The sequence below is a fragment of the Gilliamella sp. CG25 genome (assembly GCF_046635705.1).
In the GTDB taxonomy this organism is placed as follows: Bacteria; Pseudomonadota; Gammaproteobacteria; order Enterobacterales; family Orbaceae; genus Gilliamella; species Gilliamella apicola_I.
The window spans coordinates 34,393-58,066 of sequence record NZ_JBIDFJ010000007.1; the positions used below are offsets into that span (position 1 = coordinate 34,393).

The window sequence follows — 23,674 nt, forward strand, 5'->3', positions numbered from 1 at the left end:
ATCTGCAAAGCCTTGATATTTTCAAGGCTTTCTTCCCACCAAGCTAACAAAAAAACAGCAAACAATTACCAAAATTACTTAATCTCTATTGAAAACCTCATTTTCATTCCCATATAACAATACAACAATAAATCAAACTATTATGACAGTGTTATTCATTTAACAGTTATACCCTTTTGCGATCAAATCTGCTCTTGCAGACGTTGAAAGCATGGATAGCTTTATTAATTAAGGTTATCGGTATAAATTGTTAATTGAATCAGTTAAATATATTAGAGGAACTAGTCAATGAGTAAGCAAGGTACAGAAACTCGTGGATTTCAATCCGAAGTTAAACAAATTCTTCATTTAATGATACATTCTTTATATTCCAATAAAGAAATATTTTTACGAGAGTTAATTTCGAACGCATCCGATGCGGCTGATAAATTACGTTTTAAAGCACTTGAAAATCCTAGCCTTTATGCTGGTGATGCTGAGCTTGGCGTACGTATTTCTGTGAATAAAGAAGCAGGAACTTTAACCATTGCCGATAATGGTATCGGTATGACACGTGATGAAGTTATCGAAAATTTAGGTACGATTGCCAAATCTGGCACCAAAGCATTTTTGGAATCAATCGGTAGCGATCAAGCTAAAGACAGCCAACTAATTGGTCAATTTGGTGTTGGTTTTTACTCTGCATTTATAGTAGCAGATAAAGTCACCGTCAAAACTCGTGCTGCAACAGCTAACGCTGATGAAGCGGTTATGTGGGAATCGGCTGGCGAAGGTGAATATACGATTTCTGATGATAATAAAGAGACACGTGGTACTGAAATTATTTTACATCTAAAAGAAGATGAAAAAGAGTTTTTAGATGACTGGCGTTTACGCTCAATTATCAGTAAATATTCTGATCATATTTCACTCCCTGTTGAAGTACAAACCATCGACGAAGAAAGCAAAGACGTAAAATGGGAAAAAGTAAACAAGGCTCAAGCCCTTTGGACTCGGAGTAAATCTGAAATTACCGACGAAGAGTACAAAGAGTTTTATAAACATATTTCTCATGATTTTGCCGATCCACTCAGTTGGAGCCATAACCGAGTAGAAGGTAAACAAGAATACACCAGTTTACTTTATATTCCTTCAAAAGCACCGTGGGATATGTGGAATCGTGATAACAAACACGGTCTAAAACTTTATGTACAACGTGTCTTTATTATGGATGATGCAGAGCAATTTATGCCAAACTATTTACGCTTTGTAAAAGGTTTAATTGACTCTAATGATCTTCCATTGAATGTATCACGTGAAATATTGCAAGATAACAAAATCACCCAAAGTTTACGCAATGCATGTACAAAACGTGTATTACAAATGTTAGAAAAACTGGCTAAAGATGATAAAGAACAATATCAACAGTTCTGGAGCGAATTTGGCTTAGTGTTAAAAGAAGGTACGGGTGAGGACTATGCTAACCGTGAAGCTATCGCGAAATTGCTCCGTTTTGCTACTACGCATTCGGATAGCAATGCGCAAACCATCTCCTTAGACGATTATATTAGTCGTATGCAAGAAGGTCAGGATAAGATCTACTACATTACCGCTGATAGTTATGGTGCGGCTAAAAATAGTCCACATTTGGAATTATTTAGCAAAAAAGGCATTGAAGTCTTACTATTATCTGATCGTGTTGATGAGTGGATGATGAGTAATTTAACTGAATTTGAAGGAAAACAGTTCCAATCAATCAGTAAATCTGACGAATCGATTGAAAAACTTGCCGATCAAGATAGCGAAGAACAAAAACAAGCAGAAAAAGAGCTTGAACCATTTATTGAACGTGTCAAAGCAGTGTTAGGTGATAAAGTAAAAGAAGTTAAATTAACGCATCGTTTAACCAATACACCTGCAATAGTGACCACTGCAGCGGATGAAATGACCACGCAAATGGCAAAACTTTTTGCTGCTGCCGGTCAAAAAGCGCCTGAAATCAAATATACGTTTGAGATCAACCCTGATCATAAATTAGTAAAACGTATTGCTGATACACAAGACGAAACGGCATTTAACGAATGGATTGAATTATTATTAGATCAAGCTCTACTGGCAGAGAAAGGATCGTTAAGTGATCCAAGTAAATTTATTCAAACCATGAATAAACTGCTTGCAGAATAATCGAAAAATAATAAAACCCGATATTAGATTGTAATATCGGGTTTTTTATTAACTTTTATTTAAGTTAGGTAATCGAAATTTACTAAAAATATGATGCCTATCACATTTTCTTATATTTCTTCTTTTCATTTTCTGATGGCTATTCATAATACCTAAAGTTTACAATCAGACGGTGACAGATGAAAGTTTATAAAATTCTCAATAACAATGTAGTCGTTACGCTTGACTCCAAAGGCAATGAACTCATTGTCACTGGTCGTGGCATTGGATTTAAAAAACGTGAGGGAGACTTGATTGATCCTAAACTGATTGAAAAACAATTTTCCCTCAACAACCAAGAAACGCTACCAAGATTTGCTGAATTACTATCTGAAATACCCATTGAAATATTCACTACTTCAGAAATCATCATCAATCACGCCAAGCAAGTCCTGAATGGAAAACTGCAAGATAGTATATATATTTCACTCACAGATCATATCCATTTTGCTATAGAGCGCCATAAACAAGGATTTGATATTCCGAATAGTTTTTTATGGGAAACAAAAAAACTTTATCCTAAAGAGTTTCAAGTAGGTTTATATGCTTTATCGGTCATCAAAAAACGTTTATCCATTGAATTACCTGAAGATGAGGCGGGTTTTATTACCTTTCATATTATTAATGCTCAACTTAATGATACGATGCCCAATATTGTCAAAATGACGAAAATCATGCGTGAAATTCTTAATATCGTCAAATACCATTTTAATTTTGAGTATGATGAAGATTGTCTTTCTTATCAACGCTTTGTGACACACTTAAAATTCTTCTCACAACGCATTTTGAGTCAAACTCAACCGGTTCAACAAGATACCTCATTATATGAATTAATTCGTAAAAAGTATGAGCAGGCATATCTATGCACAAAACAGATTGATCTCCATTTAATTCAACAATATCAACATCCACTTACCGATGATGAAAGTCTGTATTTAACCATTCATATCGAACGACTACGCACTGAGCTCAAAAAATAATGTGATGTAGTTCACAATTTGAACATATTAAAATGAGAAATCATATTCACTATCTTTTATTTATGCTAGCCTAAGCGAATAAATTTTGGATTGTTATTGCATAGCATTTTATGTTGTGTAAGCAAAACCTAATCACCTCAACTTGAGGTGGTTAGGTTTTTTTTTGCATTTAAAAAAGGATAAGGTATGAAAAACAAACAACTTGCCGAATCAATTATTGAATATGTTGGTGGTCAAGACAATATTATCAGTCTGGTACACTGTGCAACTCGTTTAAGATTTGCATTAAAAGATGATAATAAAGCCAATGCAGATATCCTCAAAAAACAAAAAGGGGTGATAACGGTTGTACAAAGTGGTGGACAATTTCAAGTTGTCATCGGTAATAATGTTGCAGATGTATATAACAATATTATGCAACTAACCAACCTCAATGAGAAATCCAATGCCGAGGCACAACCAAATAAAAAATCAGGTTTTTTATCGAAATTAATTGATCTCGTTTCCGGCATTTTTATTCCTGTTCTAGTCGTAATAGTTGCCGGTGGGATTTTAAAAGGTTTAATCTCTTTATTACAAATTTTGGATATTGTCCGTGCACAAACACCAACCTATGAATTCTTGTATGCCATTGCTGATGCCCCACTCTATTATTTACCTATTATTTTAGGTTTTTCTGCGGTAAAAAAATTTGGTGGCAACCCCTATGTTGGAATGGCGATAGGTGGAGCCTTAGTTCATCCAAGTATCGCCAATATGATACCTAGCGGTCAATTTTCGTTAGAAACCGAAATGTTTTCAATACCAATACAATTAATTCCTTATGCATCATCGGTTTTCCCGATTATTTTGGCAGCTTGGTTCTATTCTTTACTAGAACGAACTTTCAATAGAATCATGCATGATTCATTTAAAAAATTTATCGCTCCCCTGCTCGGAATTCTTATCACTGTTCCATTAACTTTTGCGGTAATTGGCCCTGCGGTAACGTATGTCAGTAATGCTATCGCAAGTTGTATCATCTTCATGTATGAACTCAGTCCGGTTATAGCGTCCATGGTTTTAGCGGCACTTTGGCAAGTCATGGTAATATTTGGTATTCATTGGGGACTTGTTCCATTTGCCTTAAATAACTTATCGGTTTATCAAAATGACTTTATGTTACCGATTCTGTTCCCTGCTGTGTTCGCACAAGTTGGTGCCGTATTAGCAGTAAGATTTCGAGCCAAAGATCCTGAATTTAAAGCTTTAGCAAGTTCGTCGGTATTATCCGGTATTTTTGGGGTAACCGAACCGGCAATTTATGGTGTCAATTTACCATTAAAAAGACCATTTGTTATTGGTTGTCTTGCAGCAACTGTAGGTGGAGGCATTGTTGGTTATTATCACAGCGTCATTTATTCATTTAGTTTTATTAATATTTTCTCCTTCTTACAACTCATTCCACCAACAGGCATTGATGAAAAATTTTATGCGGTCGTCGTTGGTTGTATTCTGTCATTCACGTTAGCGCTGATTGCAACCTATTTATTTGGTATGCCAAAAACAAAACCGACAGTTCAAGATGATGCTGTAGCAACAAAAAATCCTAACCCTTCTAATCCGGTTAATCTGCATCCTGTCACGATTTTCAGTCCGTTAACAGGAAAAATAATACCATTAAATCAAGTCAATGATCCCACCTTTGCCAGTGAACTAATGGGTAAAGGCATTGCTATTATTCCAACAGAAGGGAAAGCTTATGCCCCTGATGACGGTGAAGTCGTATCACTGTTCAGAACCAAACACGCTATCGGATTTCAAACTGATTCTGGCGTGGAAATATTAATTCATATCGGGATCGATACGGTTAAATTAGACGGTCAACACTTTCAAGCACATGTTCAAGCCGGTAGCCAAGTCAAAAAAGGCGATTTACTCGTCAGTTTTGATATCGAGGCAATCAAACAAGCAGGCTTTGAAGTTACCACGCCGATCATCATTACTAACAGTGATGACTATCAGAAGATCCAGACTATTCATCAATCAGAGACTATTGAAAAGGGTGACGTTTTATTGACGTTATCAGCAAATAAGGAGTAACACATGTTAACACAATTTCCGAATGATTTTCTTTGGGGCGGAGCAATTGCTGCCAACCAAGTTGAAGGAGCCTATCGTGAAGATGGCAAAGGTTTATCTACATCAGATTGTACACCCAACGGTTTATTTGGTGACATCATCGATCGTAATAAAAACACAATTACCGGCATTAAAGATCGTGCCATTGATTTTTATCATCGCTATCCTGAAGATATCGCTTTATTTGCTGAAATGGGATTTTCGTGTTTAAGAACGTCAATTGCTTGGACTCGAATCTTTCCAAATGGTGATGAAGAACAACCAAATGAAAAAGGACTGGCGTTTTATGACAAACTGTTTGACGAAATGTTAAAACACAACATCACCCCACTTGTCACCTTATCGCATTACGAAATGCCCTACTACCTTGTCACACAATATGGTGGATGGGGAAATCGTAAAGTCATCGAATTTTTTACTCGTTATGCCAAAACCGTATTTGAGCGTTACAAGAATAAAGTGAAATATTGGTTAACGTTCAATGAAATCAATATGTCATTACACGAACCCTTTACCGGTGTCGGATTGGATAGACACAGTAATAAAGAACAGATCTATCAAGCCATTCATCATCAGTTAGTCGCCAGCAGTCAAGCGGTAAAACTATGTCATCAAATTATTCCCGATGCCAAAATAGGTAACATGTTATTAGGCGCTGTTGCTTATCCTTTAACACCTAAGCCTGAAGATGTTTGGGCTACACTTCAAGAAAACCATGGTTGGCTATTTTTTGGTGATGTTCAAGTTCGAGGTTATTACCCGACTTATATGAAACGTTTTTTCAGAGAAAACAATATTAATTTAACGATTACCGAACAAGATCGACAAGATCTTAAAGAAACGGTCGATTTTGTATCGTTCAGTTACTATATGAGTTGTTGCGCAACTTCAGATGAATCACAAAAAACAAAAGGCAATATTTTAGATATGGTACCAAATCCTTATCTAAAAGCATCGGAATGGGGTTGGCAAATCGATCCAACAGGAATCCGTTATCTATTAAATATGCTTTATGAACGTTACCAAAAACCATTATTTATTGTTGAAAATGGTTTAGGCGCAAAAGATAAACTAGAAGCAGATGGCACGATAAATGATGATTATCGTATTAACTATATGAACGATCATCTTGTGGAAATTCGTGAAGCTATCGATGATGGTGTCGAAGTGATGGGGTATACCAGTTGGGGGCCAATCGATTTGATTAGTGCTTCAAAAGCCGAAGTAACTAAACGTTATGGATTTATCTACGTCGATTTAAGTCAAGACGGTTCGGGAACGCTAAAACGCTATAAAAAGAAAAGTTTCTACTGGTATCAAGCGGTGATTGCATCAAAAGGCGAAATTTTAAAATCTTAACTTTTGTGTCACACCTAAAATTGGAAAGTTACTGCTTACAGCAGGCAAAACCTAAATAGCATTAGAGATAACTTCGCTTAACCGGCTATTTAGGTTTTTGATAATTAAAAAAAGGATATAAAAATGAAAATAAGATATTTAACCTTCGCATTATTTAATGTCATGTCTTATTCCGTTCTCGCAAACCCAATATCCAATAATCATTTACAACCTAGCTTTATAGAGAATGCTTTTATTACCGATAGTAAACTTGATTTTTCTACCCGTAATCATTGGAAATATTTAAAAGAAAATGCGGCTCAACCAAAAGAAGTACACAGTGCTTGGGGACAAGTTTTCACGTTCAATTATAAATCGGGTTATCTGTTTGATACACTTGGATTTGATATTACTTATGACAATGCAATAAAACTGGGTGCAAGTGACTATTTTGCAACCCGTAATCTACTTTATAACCACGGTAAAGGTTATAGTAAACACAATGCGCATGGCTTTAATAAATTTACTCAGCGTTATATAAAAATAAAACTGGGTGAAGATAGGATAAATTTTAACGGGAAAGTGGGCTGGCATAGTGTGAAAGATTTAGGCATCATTAGCTCTTCACAACATTTAACACGAAACAGCTATCTCGGATTTAGTGGCATATTAAAATACGATGACTTTGCCTTTTCATTTGGTCGTTTAGACAGTGCCCTACCCCGTGAATCCGCCCAAAAAGTTCACTTTTTAACAAACGATCGTAAAAAAGTCATTGATCACATCTCAACAGTTGAAATGGCTTATAAAGATAGTGATACCAAAATCGACTATTCTTATGGGGTTGCCAAAGATTACTTAAGGCGGCATACAATTGAATTATCTTATAAACCCGTTAAAAATTTAACTTTGGGTTCACAATTTTATGGTAGCTATGCGATGAAAAATTATGATGCCATGAAACAAAATAGAAAAGAGTTCGATTCCCATGCATGGCACTATGCAACCGACATTGAATGGAAAGAAGAAGACTGGAGCATCAAAGTGGGGCTCGCCTATACCGATGCAAATAAACATAACGCTCTTGGGTATTATGGACGCCATATCGGTAAAAATAACCGTGGTCGTTTTAATGGACTTGCCGCCGCAGCAGCAGATTACATGCGCGATGGGGAACTTGTTTTCACCGCCGTATTAAATTATGATTTTATTAAGGATAATACCACTGGATTGTATATGAACTATGCTAAATTTAATTATAAGCATGACCGATTAAAAAATGGTGAGATCAACATTTTTAATATTTGGAAACCGAGTTCTGGCATGTTTAAAAATCTCTCGATTTTATCTAAATTTGGTTATGGATGGTCTTACAAAACGATGAGTGCCTCAGATGCGACACCAAACCTGAAACATGGAAGAGCACAACGTTCCCCAACCTTATCAGCGGAAACCGTTATCGATTATCGATTTAATTTATTTTAAAATTTTTGTTAAATAAAGGATAAAACATGAAAAAATCAATTCAATTTATTAGCCTACTTTTTGTTATGGTCATATCAATTTCACAAACTTTTGCCAGTGAAGTGACTATCTATTTAACCCGTCATGGTAAAACCATGTTTAACAACGTTCATCGTGCTCAAGGATGGTCTGATACACCATTAATTCAGTCTGGTATAGAAGTTGCTGAACAATTAGGACAAGGCTTAAAAGATGTCGAATTTATTACTGCCTATTCAAGTGACTTAGGCCGTGCACGACAAACTGCACGTATTATCTTAGAAAGTAAAGGTGATACGTTGGCAATTAATGAAATGGAAGCACTGCGTGAAGCCTGCTTTGGCGATTTTGAAGGCGATCTAGATCCCAATATGTGGACTCCTGCTGCGCAACATTTAGGATATCCTTCTGACAAGGATTTAATGGCTGATCTTGCTAAAGGTAAAATAACACTACAAAAAATGTTAGATGCCGTGGCAGCAGTTGAAAAATCAGGACAAGCAGAAAATTATCAGCAAGTTAAAAAACGAATGGAAGTCGCATTAAAAACCATTGCTGAATCAGCAAAAGCACAAGGCGGTGGTAATGTATTAGTTGTTTCACATGGTATTGCGATTATGTCTATGGTAGAAGATCTGCTTGATGCTCCAATCACCTCTCCATTAGGCAATGCCAGTGTTACCAAAATTCGTTATACCGATGAAGGTAAATTTATTGTCGAAAGTTTTGGCGATATGAGTTATGTCGAAAAAGGAAAACAAAGCACAAAATAACGTCTTAATTTTATTTGGCTTGCTTAGGTAAGCCAAATAACAAAATGTAATTGGCAATATCAACAAAAAACTAGAAATTTAGTGAATAAACAAGCATAATTTAATTTCAATGTTGAGCTCCAAATTTTAAGGTTTATATGTTTTATTCATCCGATTACGTTTCACCATTAGGGTTAATTACGCTGGCAAGCCGAAACAATCAACTTGTTGCTGTATGGATTGAAGGACAAAAATATTTTGGTGATACCGTCAATGCTCCCCTTGAAAGCAAACCTAACTTACCCATCTTTAACCACACAAAAAAATGGTTTGATCACTACTTTTCTGGAAAAAATCCGGCTATCAATCAACTTGATTTAGCCCCGATTGGTACGCCTTTTCGTCATCAAGTTTGGGATATTCTTTGTAAAATTCCTTATGGTGAACTCATCACATATGGCGATATAGCTAAACAAATTGCGAAAACCAATCAACTTGCAAGTATGTCAAGCCAAGCTGTCGGCGGTGCAGTTGGGCGTAATCCACTATCCATTATTATTCCTTGTCATCGAGTCATTGGTAGTAACGGCAGTTTAACCGGTTATGCAGGTGGCATTGATAAAAAAATTAAACTTCTGCAACTAGAAGGCGTTGATACCCTAAAACTAACGATACCCACTAAAGGCACTGCACTTTAAAAAATTTAGGTTATCAAGGAAAGGCAAAAAATTCATTAAATGGTGCGACTTATTGACGGTACAAGATTTCGCTCTCTTTTTGAGCATACCGAGACAATGACTTATCAATACTTAGTTAAACTTGACTACAAATAGCCTTTATCTAATAAACAAATACGCATTTTATTTTGAACTTCTAAACGATTGTAATCTAAATAATCCAAAATTCCTTCAGGATACTTTGAATTTGAATAACCGTAAACATCAAAATAGTGATGCAAACAACTATTCGGCTCGATATTCTTAAGTTGTATAAGATACAAAAAAGCAATATCTCCCTTAGTTAATTCATTTAATTTCAATTTGGTTGGTAAATAAACCCACTCTGTATTTTGGATATTATTTACCAGAATTTCCACCGTTTTTTTATCGTTTTTATTATTAACAAAAAAGAAATCAATATCAAAATCGTCAATACTACTGTTCCATGATAATTGTACACCTTTCTCAAAATAGATCGCTTCTATAATATCACGTTGCTGATTTGATGAATTTTTAGAATTACTTGGTCCAAATTCAAAGGATTTGGTGATACCAAAATCATTATATTGATACTCTTGGGCTTGAATAACAAACGACAAATGTGCTAATAATATAAAAATTATTGATATCTTCTTCATTATTAAATTACCTTAAAAAAGGGCTTTAGATATTTAAACTTTTTAACAGCTAATGAAATGATCACCGATAACTTTGATTGTGAGCGCATTCATTTGCGTATGGATCAAAAATGTTTAAATATTCATCATCCTTATGTTTTATGTCATTAAATAAAACAGATAATAGTTATTTATGATTATCTCTACTTTTAATTGTGAACACCCATTATCATAATCACGATATTTTACGAGTTATCTGAAATATATAATATAGTGTGCCATTATAACCAATTTTTACTTTTTAAAACAGACGGATATAAATTTAAACCTGTTTAATGGTAAATATGGATTTTAACGTTTTTTAATTTTTAAAATAGCGCCTTCACATTTATCCTTTGTGACCTTAAATGATGTCGCAAAATTGATTGCGAAAATTATTGCTTAGTCAAATTTTTATAAAGATGTTTGAGGGCCATAATAGGATGATAAATCATCATTCTTGGGCCTGAGAAACGCATCACTTGCTTTATTTTTTGTTTATAATCTTTACGATAACAATGTTTTGGACAACGTTCACAGGTTGTTTTATCCTCACCAAATCGGCATAAGGTTAAGCGTTGCATTGCATATTTTAATAAATCATTACACTCATCACATAGCTGATTGTTAGGAACATGATGCTGTTTGTGACAATAAAGATAAATCATTGTGCTAACGGTGGCTTTTTCTTGTTGTATGTTAGGGCCTGTATTATTTGCTACCATAATTCAATACGTTTAAATCGAGAAAGTGTTAAAATTAAAAAAAATAGATGAATATGATCACAAGGAACAATAAAAATGGCAAGAATTATCAATAAAGATACGATTTTTTGTATGTCATTGGCTGCCAGACCAAGCAATTTTGGAACTCGATTTCATAACTTTTTATATGAGAAACTCGATCTCAATTATCTTTATAAAGCTTTTACGACTAATAATTTAAAAGATGCAATATATGGCATTAAAGCGTTAGCAATTCGTGGCTGCGCCATTTCTATGCCTTATAAAGAAACCTGCATTGAATTTCTTGATGAACTCGATGAATCCGTTAAATCTATCCATTCAGTTAACACTATTGTGAATACTGACTATCATTTGAAAGGCTATAACACAGACTATATCGCTGTTGCAAAACTGATTGCTTTACATCACATTGATAACACGACCCCATTTGTATTAAAAGGCAGTGGTGGTATGGCTAATGCCGTGATTGGCGCCTTTTTCGATGCAGGTTTTACCCATGGAATTATTGCTGCACGTAATCAACAAAAAGGAGAAGCGTTAGCAAAACGGTACAATTATCGTTGGGTAAAAGATGAAATTGAAATTTCACCCGAACAAGCAAAATTGATAATTAATGTCACGCCTATTGGGATGCAGGGCGGAAATGAGGAAAATCATTTAGCTTTTCCAGACAGCATGATTAACCATGCCGATATTGTTTTTGATGTGGTTGCCATGCCGGTTGAAACACCTTTGATGAGTTATGCCAATCGATTAAACAAAATAAGGATTTCAGGCGCAGATGTTGCAGTTTTACAAGCCCTTGAACAGTTTTACTTATATACGGGAGTAAGACCGAGTGAAGAACTGGTTAAGCAAGCTGCCGACTTTGCCAGACAAGCTTAACGTTTAATTCATCCACCAATTTAATTGGGTGGATGAATTAATTAACTTTATAGCACTTTATTGCATAGCTTGATGCAATTTATGATACACAGCTAATAATTTTTGATGCATGGCAAATTGTTCAACATCATCATCAACTGATTTAGCGGTTACTAAAGCGTCTTTTAGACCGTAAAATGTTTTTTCGCCGAGGGCATATTGCCACATTTTATCAACACAAGCTTGACCATACATTTTATTAAAGGCCTTTTGATAATCACGGAATTGGCTTGCATCACGTTGAAGAATAAAATTCACCAACGTTTGTAAACAACGATAATCATGATTTCTTTCAGCTGACAAAATAGATTCATTCATTTCTATCGTCCAATCAATCCACAATTTAGCCTGTTCTAAATCCTGAGCGGCTAATGCAAGCATTGCTTTTAGCTCACCAACTCGTAATGTTAACCAAGCGTTATCTTTGCCTGTAGCGATACCAAGCAGTTCACGAATTCGTGCAAAATCATCTAATCCTTCTTCATCCAATTGTTCAATAATGGCAAGATATTGTTCAGCAGAATAGTTTTTTACTGGTAGTGATAAAATAAGATCACGAAGATGTATCGCCATGTTGTTATTGGCAATTAAAAGATCTTCAGGCGGATAAATTTCGGACATACCGACCGCCAAAATACGGCAAGCATATACCCCTAGATGCTCATAGTCCATAATTAATACTTCGGTATTTTGTTCATGGAAAATAGCCATAAGATTATTAAATTCTTGTTCCGTTGTTCCCGAAAAATCCCAATCTACAAATTCAAAATCGGCTTGTTGTTTAAATAAATCCCATGATATTAAACCACTTGAATCAATAAAATGGGTTTCTAAGTTACTTAAATCCGCAATTTCATCATTATCAAAACTTGGTGGTGAGAAAACATCAAGATCTTTTAAACTTCTGCCTTGTAATAGTTCGGTCACCGTTCTTTCTAGTGCAACACCAAAATTAGGGTGAGCACCAAAAGAAGCATAACAAGTGCCATTGTGAGGATTAAACAACACCACACAAATCACAGGATATTTACCGCCGAGAGACGCATCAAAACAATAAAGTGGAAATCCTTCATTTTCAAGTGATTCAATTGATGCTAACACACTTGGGTAGCGATCAATCACTTCTTTTGGAATTGTCGGTAAACTAATTGCTTCAGCAATAATTTTATTTTTAACGTAGCGTTCAAAAATTTCAGATAAACCTTGCACTCTGGCTTCATTACGTGTATTACCGGCTGACATACCATTTGAAGCATATAAATTAGCAATCAAGTTTACTGGAACATAAACAATTGTTTGATCTGTTTGAGAAACAAATGGTAAAGCACAAATACCACGTTCACGATTACTTGACTGTAAATCGATGAGATCGGTTGCGTTTAATTCTTGTTCTGGATCATAAAATTGTAATAATTTTTCCGATAACAGGCCTTCTGGCAAAGTATTATCCTCAGGCACTGCAAACCATTTTTCCGTTGGATAGTGAACAAAATTAGCCGTTGCTGCTTGTTTTCCCAAATAAAAATCGGAAAAGAAATAATTAGTTGATAACCGTTCAAAATATTCACCTAAAGCCGATGCAAGTGCGGCTTTTTTACTTGCGCCTTTACCATTAGCAAAGCATAAAGGACATTGGGTATTTTGTATATGAACTGACCAAACATTAGCAACGGGATTAAGCCAAGACGCCTCTTTAACGTCTAATTGATATTTAGCTAATTGTTGATGGAAATAGTGGATTGAATCTTCAAGGGCGGCATCTTTGCCAGTAATATAAGTTTTCATAAATATTTAATCTTTAATTGCATTGATTTCCTCTAAAAAATGTACTCTAATATACAACGATTATTTTAGATAATCATCCTATAGTTTAGCTTTTTATATGCTTTAATAACCTAAATTTATGTGAAACTACATTGGGGAAAGATATGAAAGATTTTAAACCTATAGATTTACTTTTCTTTAATCGTTTAATCATGCCAAGTATATTAACCATTCTGTACTGGTTATCGTTAGCTTGCGTCGTTCTGAGTTGTTTATTCAATATATTCCAAGGTAATTTTTTTTATGGATTGTTCTGTTTAATTAGCGGGGCTATTGTTACACGTATTGGCTTCGAATTAATCTGTGTGACTTTTAGCATCAATAGAAATCTAGAAAAACTCGTTGCAATGCAATCTGAAAACACCAATAAACTCACTAATTCAGATAATTAAACATGCTCTTTTCTAAACCAACTAAATATATCCAACACTAACTGTTGGATATATTTAAAGCCCATCGAGGATTTACCTCAATAGCCAGTTCATTACCTTCTTTAGATTGCAAATGAATCATACCAGCATAAGCTATCATCGCACCATTATCGGTACAAAACGCAACTCTAGGGTAAAAAACTTGTCCTTTTCGCTGTTGCATTAATTGTGTTAATTTGTCACGCAAAGGCTTATTGGCACTCACACCACCAGCAATGACTAAACGGTTAAATCCCGTATGATCAAGTGCTCGTCGGGATTTAATGACCAAAGTATCGACTAACGCATCTTCGAAAGCACGAGCAATATCGGCTTTGGTTTGTTCATCAATCGCATTATTTTGACTATGCTGATGAATGGTATTGGCTGTGGCTGTTTTAAGACCAGAAAAACTAAAATCAAAACCTGGTCTATCTGTCATCGGTCGAGGAAAATGGAATCGAGAAGATAAGCCTTGCTCAGCTAATTTTGATAATTTCGCTCCTCCAGGATAATCAATCCCTAGTAATTTAGCAGTTTTATCAAATGCTTCACCTGCTGCATCATCAATGGATTCACCAAGTAACTGATATTCCCCTACTCCAGTCACACTGAAAAGTTGAGTGTGTCCCCCTGAAACTAATAAAGCCACAAAAGGAAACGCTGGCGGATTATCTTCAAGCATGGGAGCAAGTAAATGACCTTCCATATGATTGACGGCAATCGCAGGCACATTCCACGCATAAGCGAGTGATCGCCCAATCGAGGCTCCCACCATTAATGCTCCAATTAATCCGGGCCCAGCCGTATAAGCCACACCATCAATATCGCGCGAAGTTAAATTAGCTTCTTTTAAGGCCGCTTGAATCAGTGGTACGGTTTTACGAATGTGATCACGAGATGCAAGTTCCGGTACCACTCCACCATAATCAGCATGTAACTTGACTTGTGAATAAAGTTGATTGGCAAGCAATCCATGTTGATCATCATAAATCGCCACCCCTGTTTCATCGCAAGATGTTTCAATACCCAAAATTTTCATTACTGATTACCTGAAGAATTGAATTTATCATCTTCGCTCCAACGATCTTGTTCGCTTATCTCTTTATCAGCAATACGGTGTTCTTCCGTTGCCCAGTCACCGAGATCAATAAGTTGGCAACGTTTACTACAAAAAGGTCGATAAGGACTAACGTCTGACCATTCAACTTGTTTTTGACAAGTCGGACAATTTACAAAAGTGTGTGTTTGATTACTCATTTCAGTTTCTTCAAAAATAGACTTTACCATAACTAACAACAAGCTAGTTCAAATTCAATCGAATCATGTGTTGTGTTTTCGCAAGTTTCAAGGGGTAAAAAACGGATACTATACCGTGACATATGCCCCGATACTTGAGGATAAACATTTTTATCTAATGAAACACGAACACGAATTAAGTTAATTTCTCCGTTAGTTTCTTGAAAAAAATTGTTACTACAATGATATTTTTTAAACTCGCCCAGCTGTCTTATAAGTTGCATACAAGAAGATAATGCCTCATCTAATAAAGACAACTGTTGCAGCCAATTTCTTACCTGAAGGTTTCGTGTTTCTTGAGACAGTTTCAACCATAAATAAAAGAAAGGCAGATCAAAACTACAACACCCACCCGGAATGGTTAAACGTTGCCTTATTGACGTAATAAAACGGTCGTCTTTTAATGACTGCCCTAAACGAGCGGTTGCATTAAATTTGACTAAAAACGAATCGAATCGGAGGATTAAATCACTGATTAGATCCTTATCAACACCATCAATATTCATCCATGAAATCAGTTTTTGTTTTTGTGATTCAATTTCTTTAATGAGTTCCCCTCTGACATCACTACGTTCTATTATCTCAAGAAGTTCAGATAAGGCATGGAAAAAGAGCAGCGCATTATTTTCATTCAAATGACAATGCGTATTAATTTGTTTTAATAAAAATTCTAATCGTAACCAAGTACGCATTTTTTCATTTAAAGGATGTTCAAAAATAATATTATTCATACTTATCCATTCTTAATTTTTGAATTTTTTAAATATTGTTGATGTAATTTACAAACTTGCTGTTTTAATGAATCTAAATCATCATTGTTAATAATAATATCATCAGCATACGACAAACGTTTGCCAGAACAAACCTGTGAAAATATCATTTTTCGGGCTAATGACTCAACAATATGATCACGATTCATAAGACGTTCTAATTGCAATGATTCAGGTATATCTATCATTAATACGCGATCAGCAAAATGATGTAAATTATTTTCAACAAGTAATGGTACCACCCAAATGACATAATCAGCAGTTTGCTTTTCAATTTGAGCTTGGGTTTCTTGCTGTATAATCGGATGTAATAAACTGTTCAACCAAAGACGTTCATGGTCATTATTAAAAATAATTTCTCTTAATTGACGACGATCCAATTCACCGTTAGGTAAGACAATTTCTTGACTAAAATGTTTAACAATTTGAGAAAATGCTAAGGTGCCACTTTTTACAATTTGGCGAGCAATAATATCAGCATCAATAATTGGAACCCCTAAATCAGCAAATAGATGTGCAATGGTACTTTTACCACTGGCAATTCCACCACTGAGTGCAACAACATAAGGCATGAGACAATTCCAATCAAAAAAACAATTTTGCGTAGTATATCATACTACTGACTTTCATTATATAACCTTAATCTCTGAAACAAAACAAGGAAAACACATCGTAAAACAGTCCAATCCAATATACAAAATTAAACGCACAATCATTTTTTATAACATTATGAATATATTTAAACTATTATCATTTATTGTTGATATACAGGTTAAAATTCAACCTCCGTTATTTTGTAACAAAAGTCAGATAACATTCACCTTAATAAACACAATTAAACCTTGTTGAGCAGAAATAAAATAAAAATCAATGAAAGAAAGGGTTGGCATTATTAACTTAGCTGTATATAATCACATATATCTGTATAAATAAACAGGAAAATCGAATGAGACCATTAACTGAACGCCAACAGCAAATTTATGATTTAATCAAAGATAATATTCAGACTACCGGAATGCCACCAACACGAGCAGAAATAGCTAAAATATTAGGTTTTCGTTCAGCTAATGCAGCAGAAGAGCATTTAAAAGCTTTAGCCAAAAAAGGCGCTATTGAAATGATTGCCGGCTCATCAAGAGGTATCCGCCTGTTACTTGAAAATCATGAAAAAAATGAAGCGGAAGGTCTACCGCTTATTGGTCAAGTAGCAGCCGGTTCACCGATTCTTGCTCAAGAACATATTGAAAGTTATTATCAAGTGGATCCCAATTTATTTAAACCCAATGCCGATTTTTTATTACGTGTACAGGGAATGTCAATGAAAGATATCGGTATATTGGATGGTGATCTACTGGCGGTGCATAAAACTCAGGATGTTAAAAATGGACAAGTTATTGTGGCACGCATTGAAGATGAAGTGACAGTTAAACGCTTATCTCGTCAAGGTCGATATGTACATTTGATTGCCGAAAATAGTGAATTTTCTCCGATTTTGGTTGATCTTGAACAACAAAATTTTGCTATTGAAGGCATAGCTGTGGGTATCATTCGCAATGGATCATGGTTGTAACTTAGTATAAAATAGTCACAAATTATAGCTAATTCAGGAGAAAATGGTATGTGGCTATTTTGGTTATTTGAAGCGTTAGGATTTGTTGCCGTTATTATCCTCATTTTTGTTTATTGCCGTTTTCGTAAACAAGGATTTTGGTCGTTTCTTTGGCGGCGTTTAAAATGGGTGGCTATTGCTATTCTTGTGGTTTGGCTTGCTATTGCAATATTGTGTCGAAATCACTTATTTAGTGCGGTTCACTGTTATTTTCGTGGTGAAAGTATGCATGCCAACACCAAATACTCAATCTATTTAAGTGAATGCCAAGTTGAAACGCCAAGTGGTAGTTACGTGCCAATCGAACGATCCCGAGCGATACCGGGTTCAAATGACCACCATAATGAAGATAATACTATTGATTATTACCATTAATATTCAATTTAACTAAAAATTCAGATAAAAAAATAAGGTAATTTCGGTGAAAATTACCTTATTTTTATTTCAGTTATGTGATTTTACATTCTGTTTTAACAAACCTTATTAACATCAAAATTATTTAGTCATTTCACTTAACAAAGAATGTTGTAAACTTGAAGCATTGTCAAAATCCGTCAACTCATTACCATTAATAGCTTGTGGTACTTTGGAACCTTCTAATGGTTTACCCAGTACCTGCGACGCTAGTACTAAACCTTTATGCTCCATAACAGAATGGGTATAAAAGTTAATCAAATCTTGTTGGGTAATTTTTTTCAATTGATTGATTTTTTTCTCACGTGAATCAAATTTAAAGCGTGATAAACGATAATCTGACAGATAAAGATTTAATTCTTCCTCTAGAGTTTGTGGCGGCATTGTCAATTCATTGAGCACGCCTTTTTTATATTGCTCAACATCTTGATCGGATAATTCTTTCAATTTACTTAACATGCTAGGATAAAAATCTTGATAGCGTTTAAGTAAATAATCAGGATCATACTGATTACTTTGAATTAAAAATCCTAATCCTGACGACTCACCTATGGTAAACGGAATGGTAAACACGGCATAACCAAGCTGCTCGTTACTGCGCAACTGCTCATAAAAAGAAGGTTCAATCATTTTGGTTAGCGTATAACTTAAAACTTGTCCCTCGATTTCACTATAATTCGCTGGAATATATCCAATCATTAAAGCATTGTCGCTCGAAGTTGCATGTTGCGTAATTTTTGCTGTCTGTGTCGATGTTATTTTTATCGTTGGTTTTGGTTCAAACTCGATATTCGCATCCAACGTTTTTTGTATTTCCTGATAAAGTTTGAGTGAATTATCGTTCGATATATTCCCTAAACTGATCATATAAGGAACGGATTTCGACAGTAACTTATCTCGATAAGCCAATACATCATTCACACTGATATCCACTGTTATTCGGCGTTTATCACTGCGTTCGAAGTAAGGAATATAAGATAAAGCTTTAACTGGTTGCATCGATAATAAATAACTATTAGCATGATCGGCGGCATCAAGTTTTTGAAGATACCAGGATTTCGCTAATGCTAAACTTTGCTCATCAATATTAACATTTCGATAGCTATTTAAGACAGCGGTTATCATATCTGGCAGATGTTGATTAAAGCCTGTTGCAGTGATCATTAGTCCATTATCACCCGAACATGATAAAGACATACCTGCGACACCAGCCTGAAATTCTAACTGCGCTAAATTTCGACTGACAATATAGTCAAGTAAGTAAAAAATGACCTGTGATTTTACATCTTTAAATGCCTCGTTATTGCGCAATGAAACCACTATGGCAGCTTTCGGATCTTGTTTAAAATATTGACTAGCTAAATGAATATGATTTCCCCGTTTGTTAAACTCAACGGCTGGTAATGGAGTTTCACTTTGCTTTACAATCGAAAAGTCATCGGGGATATAAGGATTGAGCGCTGGTAAGGTAAACGAGAAATCTTTACCTAACGCTGTCCAATTTAATTTTTCTTCTTTAGTAATGTTATCAATTTTGTAAGGCGCTTCAACAAAATAAGCGGTTTTATTGGTTGCTTGATTCGGTGAAATCGTCCATATCCGGGCATTATCGGCAGTTAAACTTTTTAGTCGGGCGATAATTGCAGACTTATCAAAATGCGTTGCAATATAATCTGAATTAAGAACATTTTGAATTGGATATAGCAACATCTGATCCGATAACCATTCAACATAGGACATATCCCGTTCAATATCTTGATATTTAAATCCTAAATCTAAGACTTTCTTAAACTCCTCATAATAAGCTTCGGTTACACCTTCTTTTTGAATTAACTGCAAATAATTAAAAATAGCGCCAATAACTTTATCTTTCTGGCTAAGCCCTGCATCGGTTAAACTGACATTAATACTAAAAATACCACTATTGCCATATCGATTAGGTGAAATCGAGGAGGATATACTTTCGATTAATCCTTGTTTTTGAAGTTGGTCAGATAATGTATTTTGGCTACTGTTACTAATTAAATAAGTGATATATTCATCACTTTTATCGGCAAATTTAGCTAAATTGTTTTCAATGGGAAATTGCAATAACAACAACTTTTTAGGTTGTGCAGGAATCATATAAATTTGTTTACCTAACGTATCCGACGTCATTGCCTGCTTATCAATTTTTGGCGCAATAGTATGGCGATTGGGAATCTTTCCATAGGTATCTTCGGCTAATTTTGCCAATTTATTTATCGATTGATTACTGTAAATGACCCCGACCATAATATTGGCAGAATAATAATCGTGATGAAAATTGACTAAGGCATCTTGTAGTTTACTGTCTGGCTTATCACTTAATGTTTCTAAGTTACCCCCTGAAAATTGTGATGCAGGATGTTCGGGATTAATGGTTTCAGCATTAACTTGTTCAATTCTAAAACCATCATTGGATCGTGCCATAGTCAATTCGGCATTAACGGCATTGCGTTCTTTATCGGCAAATTTAGGATCTAAGATAGGCTCGGCAATGGCATCAGCTAAATAATCCAATGCTTTATCAAAAGCACTATTTTCAACTTCAAAATAAAATGCGGTACGATGTGCGGCAGTACTTGCATTATAACTGCCGGTGTGACGGCTTAAAAATTTAGAAAAACTTGCTGGTTTAGGATACTTTTTTGAGCCCATAAGTACCATGTGCTCAGTATAATGCGCTAAGCCTTGCTGTGCTTTTGGATCTTGCAATGAACCAACCGGTAGTGCTAGTGAGCCAAGCGATTTGACTGCATTGGGATCAGACACCAGTAACACCTGCATTTTGTTTGGTAACTCAATCACTTCATATTGACGTTTATCTCGTTCACTTTGTTGTACCTTTTCCAATAATACAGGGTGAACAAGCTTATTATCAATTGCGCTAGAAGAGTTGGAAATAATGAATCCTAACGCAGTAAAAATAATCAATTTAATTTTCATCTTATTCATATAATTTTCCCATTTAAAAAACTATTATAGTCTTAATTCAACAATTAAGGGCAAAAAAACATAAATAAACAATAGCTATCAAACTAAACAAAACTACACCAAATATTTCTATTCTTTGTTATATGTATTTTATATAATCCACGCGTTTGGATAACCTAAACCATGTAATTAAAATTACATCATCCTGTGATATTACCTAAGATTTCTATTTTTTGCTGATTCAGAACAACTCATTGATTAATTTACATAATTTCAATAGTGCTTTGATTCATACACAAATAAAAATAAAAACATAGATTTTGAAATATATTGAATTAAGGTGGTTTTATGTCTTATAAGTTAGTCTTAATGCTAAGTTTTTTTGCCTACAGTTCTACTATATTAGCAAACCCAATTTATGGAAATAACGCAATCAAAGCAGAACAATTATTAAATGAAAGCATTGAAGCAAAAAAAATGCAAAATTTTAATCTCGCTGCGCAAAAATTAGAATCTGCGCTTGTACTATCACCAACTAATTCAGACATACTTGTCCAACTTGGATTTAACTATTATGCACTGAAAAACTTAGATCAAGCAAAACAAGCGTTTCAAAAGGCTTTAGTCTTAGCCCCCAATTATGTCGATGCCCAATACGGATTGGTCAGCGTTGTGTTATCACAAAATATTGATAATCCAAGTGAAGCTGAATTACTACTCAATCACTATTTAACGCAATCACCCAATGATACCCAATTGTTAACATTAAAAAAAACAATCACTGACATCAAAAAATCGATTCATTACTGGACACTCAATGTTGCTGGTACTCATAGTCATTTAACAAAATCTTATGCTGACTGGAACGAAATGGAGTTTGCGCTATCTTACAAACTATCTAAAACAAGTACGATTACAGGTCATGTTGCTCAATCTCATCGTTTTAATATGAATGATCAAAGAATTGGTACAACATTTTGGCATACGCTAAATGATCGTGCTTACGGCTACTTATCAGGCTTTACCGCGACGTCGAAAAAATTCTTTGCACGTTATACTTTAGCAAGTGGTGCTGACTATGTATTATTATCATCAACAAATAAATATTTTAATTCCCTTCATATCACATTGGATTTAAAGTTCGACCACTACAACGACGGAAATATCAAAAGTATTACGCCAGGGATTGAGCAATACTTCTTGAATGACCGATTATCAATTGCCGGTAAGTGGTACAATACTTATGATCAGGATAATAATCATACCAACGGTTTTCTAATTAAGCTAACCGCAACACCAATCGAAAAATTGCATCTATTTATCGGTTACTCAAATGCTCAAGAAACATCAGATCGTTCTAACCGCTATAATCATTCATTAATCAAGGCGAAAGCACATTTCGTGGGTCTAACGTATGATGTTTCTGACAGATTAAGTCTTCAATTTAACTACACTGCTGAAGGTCGAAAAGACACCAACCGCAACCGTAATTTGTACAACAAGAAAACATTAGGATGTGGTATAAAATGGACATTTTAATACGGTATATGAATATTTACAATGTCAGTATGATTTTTGCTGGTCTGATAATTGTTTTTATCACGTCAATAATTTATCTTGACCGAAGATATCATCGGAAAAGATTTAATGATTTAAAACTAAAATTAATCGATTTGATTGCACAAAAAAGTAAAGTAAACGCCTTTTATGCAAGCAAAATATCGAAATATGCATTAAATTCCGTTGACTTAATTGCCGCTTTTTTTGCTGAAAAACAGTTCAATGAGCTTGAACCGGTATTACCGCTGTTTGAAAATGAAGTATTTCAAAAAAAATTGCGCACTTTATTAAAAAAAGGAACGACGAAAGAACGCATTGATGCCGCAAACATGTTGTCTTACTACCCTTCCACACAAACCATTGCGGCGTTGAAACATGCTTGTAAAAACCATAACCAAGAAGTTGCTGTTGCAGCAGCGCTGAGTTTAGCAATCAGTAATCCTAACGTGACTCTTGCTGAACTCATAATCTTATTGTCTAATTCAATATCGCAAAATGGTCTATTTTGTTTTTTACGATTAGTTCCATCCTATAAGCTTTTAGAGTTTGAAACCGAACTAGCAAATCAACAATTTAGCAAAATTGTTGATAATCTACCTAATATCTTAACCCAAATTTCTATAAATTATATCACGCCTTACGCTATGTTAGCCAAAGAAGATAGACGCGATTATATGCGGGCGTTTTATGAATCGTTAATCGATTTACAAAATAGTTCTTCCGGTATTATTCACAGCTGTTATCTACTTAATTTTATTAATGAATTCTGCTATCAAGAAAAGATATGTAGTATTGAAGAATTGATAACAGAATATTTTGATTTTACGACTAAGCGATTTGTCCATATCCTCGATAAAAACAACAATATTTTCAAAATTAAACACGGGTAAAC

The 23,674-nt window shown here is 34.8% G+C and carries 21 protein-coding genes; 13 read left to right on the forward strand and 8 right to left on the reverse strand.

What is annotated here, in order from left to right; translation table 11 throughout:
• The first annotated feature begins 288 nt into the window (after positions 1 to 288).
• From htpG to ACGH6P_RS06885, 7 genes are all read left to right on the forward strand, one after another.
• Positions 289 to 2,163, forward strand: a complete 1,875-nt coding sequence (gene htpG / locus ACGH6P_RS06855; RefSeq protein ID WP_411597070.1) for a molecular chaperone HtpG — start codon at positions 289 to 291, stop codon at positions 2,161 to 2,163.
• 179 nt (positions 2,164 to 2,342) lie between these two features.
• A complete protein-coding gene (gene licT, locus ACGH6P_RS06860) occupies positions 2,343 to 3,182 on the forward strand; it encodes a BglG family transcription antiterminator LicT (RefSeq protein ID WP_411597071.1) in 840 nt (279 codons plus the stop codon).
• Positions 3,183 to 3,368: 186 nt separating this feature from the next.
• Positions 3,369 to 5,264 carry a beta-glucoside-specific PTS transporter subunit IIABC gene (locus tag ACGH6P_RS06865; protein ID WP_411597072.1) on the forward strand — a complete coding sequence of 632 codons (1,896 nt, stop codon included), beginning with the start codon at positions 3,369 to 3,371 and terminating at the stop codon, positions 5,262 to 5,264.
• A gap of 3 nt (positions 5,265 to 5,267) precedes the next feature.
• Positions 5,268 to 6,662 carry a glycoside hydrolase family 1 protein gene (locus tag ACGH6P_RS06870; protein WP_411597073.1) on the forward strand — a complete coding sequence of 465 codons (1,395 nt, stop codon included), beginning with the start codon at positions 5,268 to 5,270 and terminating at the stop codon, positions 6,660 to 6,662.
• 123 nt (positions 6,663 to 6,785) lie between these two features.
• Positions 6,786 to 8,126 (forward strand): OprD family outer membrane porin, encoded by a 1,341-nt coding sequence (locus ACGH6P_RS06875; protein WP_411597074.1) that lies wholly within the window; start codon positions 6,786 to 6,788, stop codon positions 8,124 to 8,126.
• A gap of 26 nt (positions 8,127 to 8,152) precedes the next feature.
• Entirely contained in the window at positions 8,153 to 8,917 is a 765-nt protein-coding gene (locus ACGH6P_RS06880; RefSeq protein ID WP_267377806.1) for a histidine phosphatase family protein, read from the forward strand.
• 137 nt (positions 8,918 to 9,054) lie between these two features.
• Complete coding sequence (locus ACGH6P_RS06885; protein WP_411597075.1) at positions 9,055 to 9,594, forward strand: methylated-DNA--[protein]-cysteine S-methyltransferase; 540 nt, start codon at positions 9,055 to 9,057, stop codon at positions 9,592 to 9,594.
• Positions 9,595 to 9,719: 125 nt separating this feature from the next.
• Here the strand turns inward: ACGH6P_RS06885 and ACGH6P_RS06890 are convergent, their stop codons facing one another.
• The gene (locus tag ACGH6P_RS06890; RefSeq protein ID WP_411597076.1) at positions 9,720 to 10,253 is read right to left on the reverse strand and encodes a hypothetical protein; all 534 of its coding nucleotides are present in this window, start codon (positions 10,251 to 10,253) and stop codon (positions 9,720 to 9,722) included.
• A gap of 413 nt (positions 10,254 to 10,666) precedes the next feature.
• Entirely contained in the window at positions 10,667 to 10,996 is a 330-nt protein-coding gene (locus ACGH6P_RS06895; protein ID WP_267352192.1) for a nitrous oxide-stimulated promoter family protein, read from the reverse strand.
• A gap of 84 nt (positions 10,997 to 11,080) precedes the next feature.
• Between ACGH6P_RS06895 and ACGH6P_RS06900 the strand changes: the two genes are divergently transcribed.
• Positions 11,081 to 11,902, forward strand: coding sequence for a shikimate 5-dehydrogenase (locus ACGH6P_RS06900; RefSeq protein ID WP_411597129.1), 822 nt, complete (start codon positions 11,081 to 11,083; stop codon positions 11,900 to 11,902).
• A gap of 57 nt (positions 11,903 to 11,959) precedes the next feature.
• Here ACGH6P_RS06900 and ycaO read toward each other — a convergent pair whose 3' ends face one another.
• Entirely contained in the window at positions 11,960 to 13,726 is a 1,767-nt protein-coding gene (gene ycaO, locus ACGH6P_RS06905; protein ID WP_267352194.1) for a 30S ribosomal protein S12 methylthiotransferase accessory factor YcaO, read from the reverse strand.
• Positions 13,727 to 13,869: 143 nt separating this feature from the next.
• Between ycaO and ACGH6P_RS06910 the strand changes: the two genes are divergently transcribed.
• On the forward strand, positions 13,870 to 14,157 hold the full coding sequence (locus ACGH6P_RS06910) for a DUF4282 domain-containing protein (RefSeq protein WP_267359269.1): 288 nt from the start codon (positions 13,870 to 13,872) through the stop codon (positions 14,155 to 14,157).
• A 37-nt stretch (positions 14,158 to 14,194) separates the two neighbouring features.
• On the opposite strand, the gene tsaD is transcribed toward ACGH6P_RS06910, so the two are convergent.
• From tsaD to coaE, 4 genes are read right to left on the reverse strand one after another with little or no spacing between them, the layout of a single operon-like run.
• On the reverse strand, positions 14,195 to 15,217 hold the full coding sequence (gene tsaD / locus ACGH6P_RS06915; RefSeq protein WP_411597077.1) for a tRNA (adenosine(37)-N6)-threonylcarbamoyltransferase complex transferase subunit TsaD: 1,023 nt from the start codon (positions 15,215 to 15,217) through the stop codon (positions 14,195 to 14,197).
• On the reverse strand, positions 15,217 to 15,435 hold the full coding sequence (gene yacG, locus ACGH6P_RS06920; RefSeq protein WP_065557965.1) for a DNA gyrase inhibitor YacG: 219 nt from the start codon (positions 15,433 to 15,435) through the stop codon (positions 15,217 to 15,219). The genes tsaD and yacG overlap by 1 nt, the downstream gene beginning before the upstream one ends.
• 32 nt (positions 15,436 to 15,467) lie before the next feature.
• Complete coding sequence (zapD, locus tag ACGH6P_RS06925) at positions 15,468 to 16,205, reverse strand: cell division protein ZapD (RefSeq protein ID WP_267359265.1); 738 nt, start codon at positions 16,203 to 16,205, stop codon at positions 15,468 to 15,470.
• A 2-nt stretch (positions 16,206 to 16,207) separates the two neighbouring features.
• Positions 16,208 to 16,816, reverse strand: coding sequence for a dephospho-CoA kinase (gene coaE, locus ACGH6P_RS06930; RefSeq protein ID WP_411597078.1), 609 nt, complete (start codon positions 16,814 to 16,816; stop codon positions 16,208 to 16,210).
• A gap of 374 nt (positions 16,817 to 17,190) precedes the next feature.
• On the opposite strand from coaE, the gene lexA reads away from it, so the two are divergent.
• On the forward strand, positions 17,191 to 17,814 hold the full coding sequence (gene lexA / locus ACGH6P_RS06935; protein ID WP_267352198.1) for a transcriptional repressor LexA: 624 nt from the start codon (positions 17,191 to 17,193) through the stop codon (positions 17,812 to 17,814).
• A 48-nt stretch (positions 17,815 to 17,862) separates the two neighbouring features.
• Entirely contained in the window at positions 17,863 to 18,228 is a 366-nt protein-coding gene (locus tag ACGH6P_RS06940; protein WP_267352199.1) for a hypothetical protein, read from the forward strand.
• A 120-nt stretch (positions 18,229 to 18,348) separates the two neighbouring features.
• On the opposite strand, the gene ptrA is transcribed toward ACGH6P_RS06940, so the two are convergent.
• Positions 18,349 to 21,243: a pitrilysin gene (ptrA, locus tag ACGH6P_RS06945; protein WP_267359263.1), complete on the reverse strand. Its 2,895-nt coding sequence runs from the start codon at positions 21,241 to 21,243 to the stop codon at positions 18,349 to 18,351.
• 327 nt (positions 21,244 to 21,570) lie between these two features.
• On the opposite strand from ptrA, the gene ACGH6P_RS06950 reads away from it, so the two are divergent.
• Entirely contained in the window at positions 21,571 to 22,761 is a 1,191-nt protein-coding gene (locus ACGH6P_RS06950) for a YaiO family outer membrane beta-barrel protein (protein WP_411597079.1), read from the forward strand.
• Positions 22,749 to 23,672: a hypothetical protein gene (locus ACGH6P_RS06955; RefSeq protein ID WP_411597080.1), complete on the forward strand. Its 924-nt coding sequence runs from the start codon at positions 22,749 to 22,751 to the stop codon at positions 23,670 to 23,672. Before ACGH6P_RS06950 ends, ACGH6P_RS06955 begins: the two co-directional genes overlap by 13 nt.
• Positions 23,673 to 23,674 lie beyond the last annotated feature (2 nt).

What these genes read in the sequence shown, in the direction of transcription:
- ACGH6P_RS06950 (WP_411597079.1), top strand. Translation starts at nt 21,571, where the DNA reads ATGTCTTATAAGTTAGTCTTAATGCTAAGTTTTTTTGCCTACAGTTCT.
- ACGH6P_RS06880 (WP_267377806.1), top strand. Translation starts at nt 8,153, where the DNA reads ATGAAAAAATCAATTCAATTTATTAGCCTACTTTTTGTTATGGTCATA.
- ACGH6P_RS06895 (WP_267352192.1), bottom strand. Translation starts at nt 10,996, where the DNA reads ATGGTAGCAAATAATACAGGCCCTAACATACAACAAGAAAAAGCCACC.
- coaE (WP_411597078.1), bottom strand. Translation starts at nt 16,816, where the DNA reads ATGCCTTATGTTGTTGCACTCAGTGGTGGAATTGCCAGTGGTAAAAGT.
- ACGH6P_RS06940 (WP_267352199.1), top strand. Translation starts at nt 17,863, where the DNA reads ATGTGGCTATTTTGGTTATTTGAAGCGTTAGGATTTGTTGCCGTTATT.
- ACGH6P_RS06870 (WP_411597073.1), top strand. Translation starts at nt 5,268, where the DNA reads ATGTTAACACAATTTCCGAATGATTTTCTTTGGGGCGGAGCAATTGCT.
- ACGH6P_RS06890 (WP_411597076.1), bottom strand. Translation starts at nt 10,253, where the DNA reads ATGAAGAAGATATCAATAATTTTTATATTATTAGCACATTTGTCGTTT.
- ACGH6P_RS06955 (WP_411597080.1), top strand. Translation starts at nt 22,749, where the DNA reads ATGGACATTTTAATACGGTATATGAATATTTACAATGTCAGTATGATT.
- lexA (WP_267352198.1), top strand. Translation starts at nt 17,191, where the DNA reads ATGAGACCATTAACTGAACGCCAACAGCAAATTTATGATTTAATCAAA.
- ACGH6P_RS06875 (WP_411597074.1), top strand. Translation starts at nt 6,786, where the DNA reads ATGAAAATAAGATATTTAACCTTCGCATTATTTAATGTCATGTCTTAT.
- ACGH6P_RS06865 (WP_411597072.1), top strand. Translation starts at nt 3,369, where the DNA reads ATGAAAAACAAACAACTTGCCGAATCAATTATTGAATATGTTGGTGGT.
- ycaO (WP_267352194.1), bottom strand. Translation starts at nt 13,726, where the DNA reads ATGAAAACTTATATTACTGGCAAAGATGCCGCCCTTGAAGATTCAATC.
- htpG (WP_411597070.1), top strand. Translation starts at nt 289, where the DNA reads ATGAGTAAGCAAGGTACAGAAACTCGTGGATTTCAATCCGAAGTTAAA.
- zapD (WP_267359265.1), bottom strand. Translation starts at nt 16,205, where the DNA reads ATGAATAATATTATTTTTGAACATCCTTTAAATGAAAAAATGCGTACT.
- yacG (WP_065557965.1), bottom strand. Translation starts at nt 15,435, where the DNA reads ATGAGTAATCAAACACACACTTTTGTAAATTGTCCGACTTGTCAAAAA.
- ptrA (WP_267359263.1), bottom strand. Translation starts at nt 21,243, where the DNA reads ATGAATAAGATGAAAATTAAATTGATTATTTTTACTGCGTTAGGATTC.
- licT (WP_411597071.1), top strand. Translation starts at nt 2,343, where the DNA reads ATGAAAGTTTATAAAATTCTCAATAACAATGTAGTCGTTACGCTTGAC.
- tsaD (WP_411597077.1), bottom strand. Translation starts at nt 15,217, where the DNA reads ATGAAAATTTTGGGTATTGAAACATCTTGCGATGAAACAGGGGTGGCG.
- ACGH6P_RS06885 (WP_411597075.1), top strand. Translation starts at nt 9,055, where the DNA reads ATGTTTTATTCATCCGATTACGTTTCACCATTAGGGTTAATTACGCTG.
- ACGH6P_RS06910 (WP_267359269.1), top strand. Translation starts at nt 13,870, where the DNA reads ATGAAAGATTTTAAACCTATAGATTTACTTTTCTTTAATCGTTTAATC.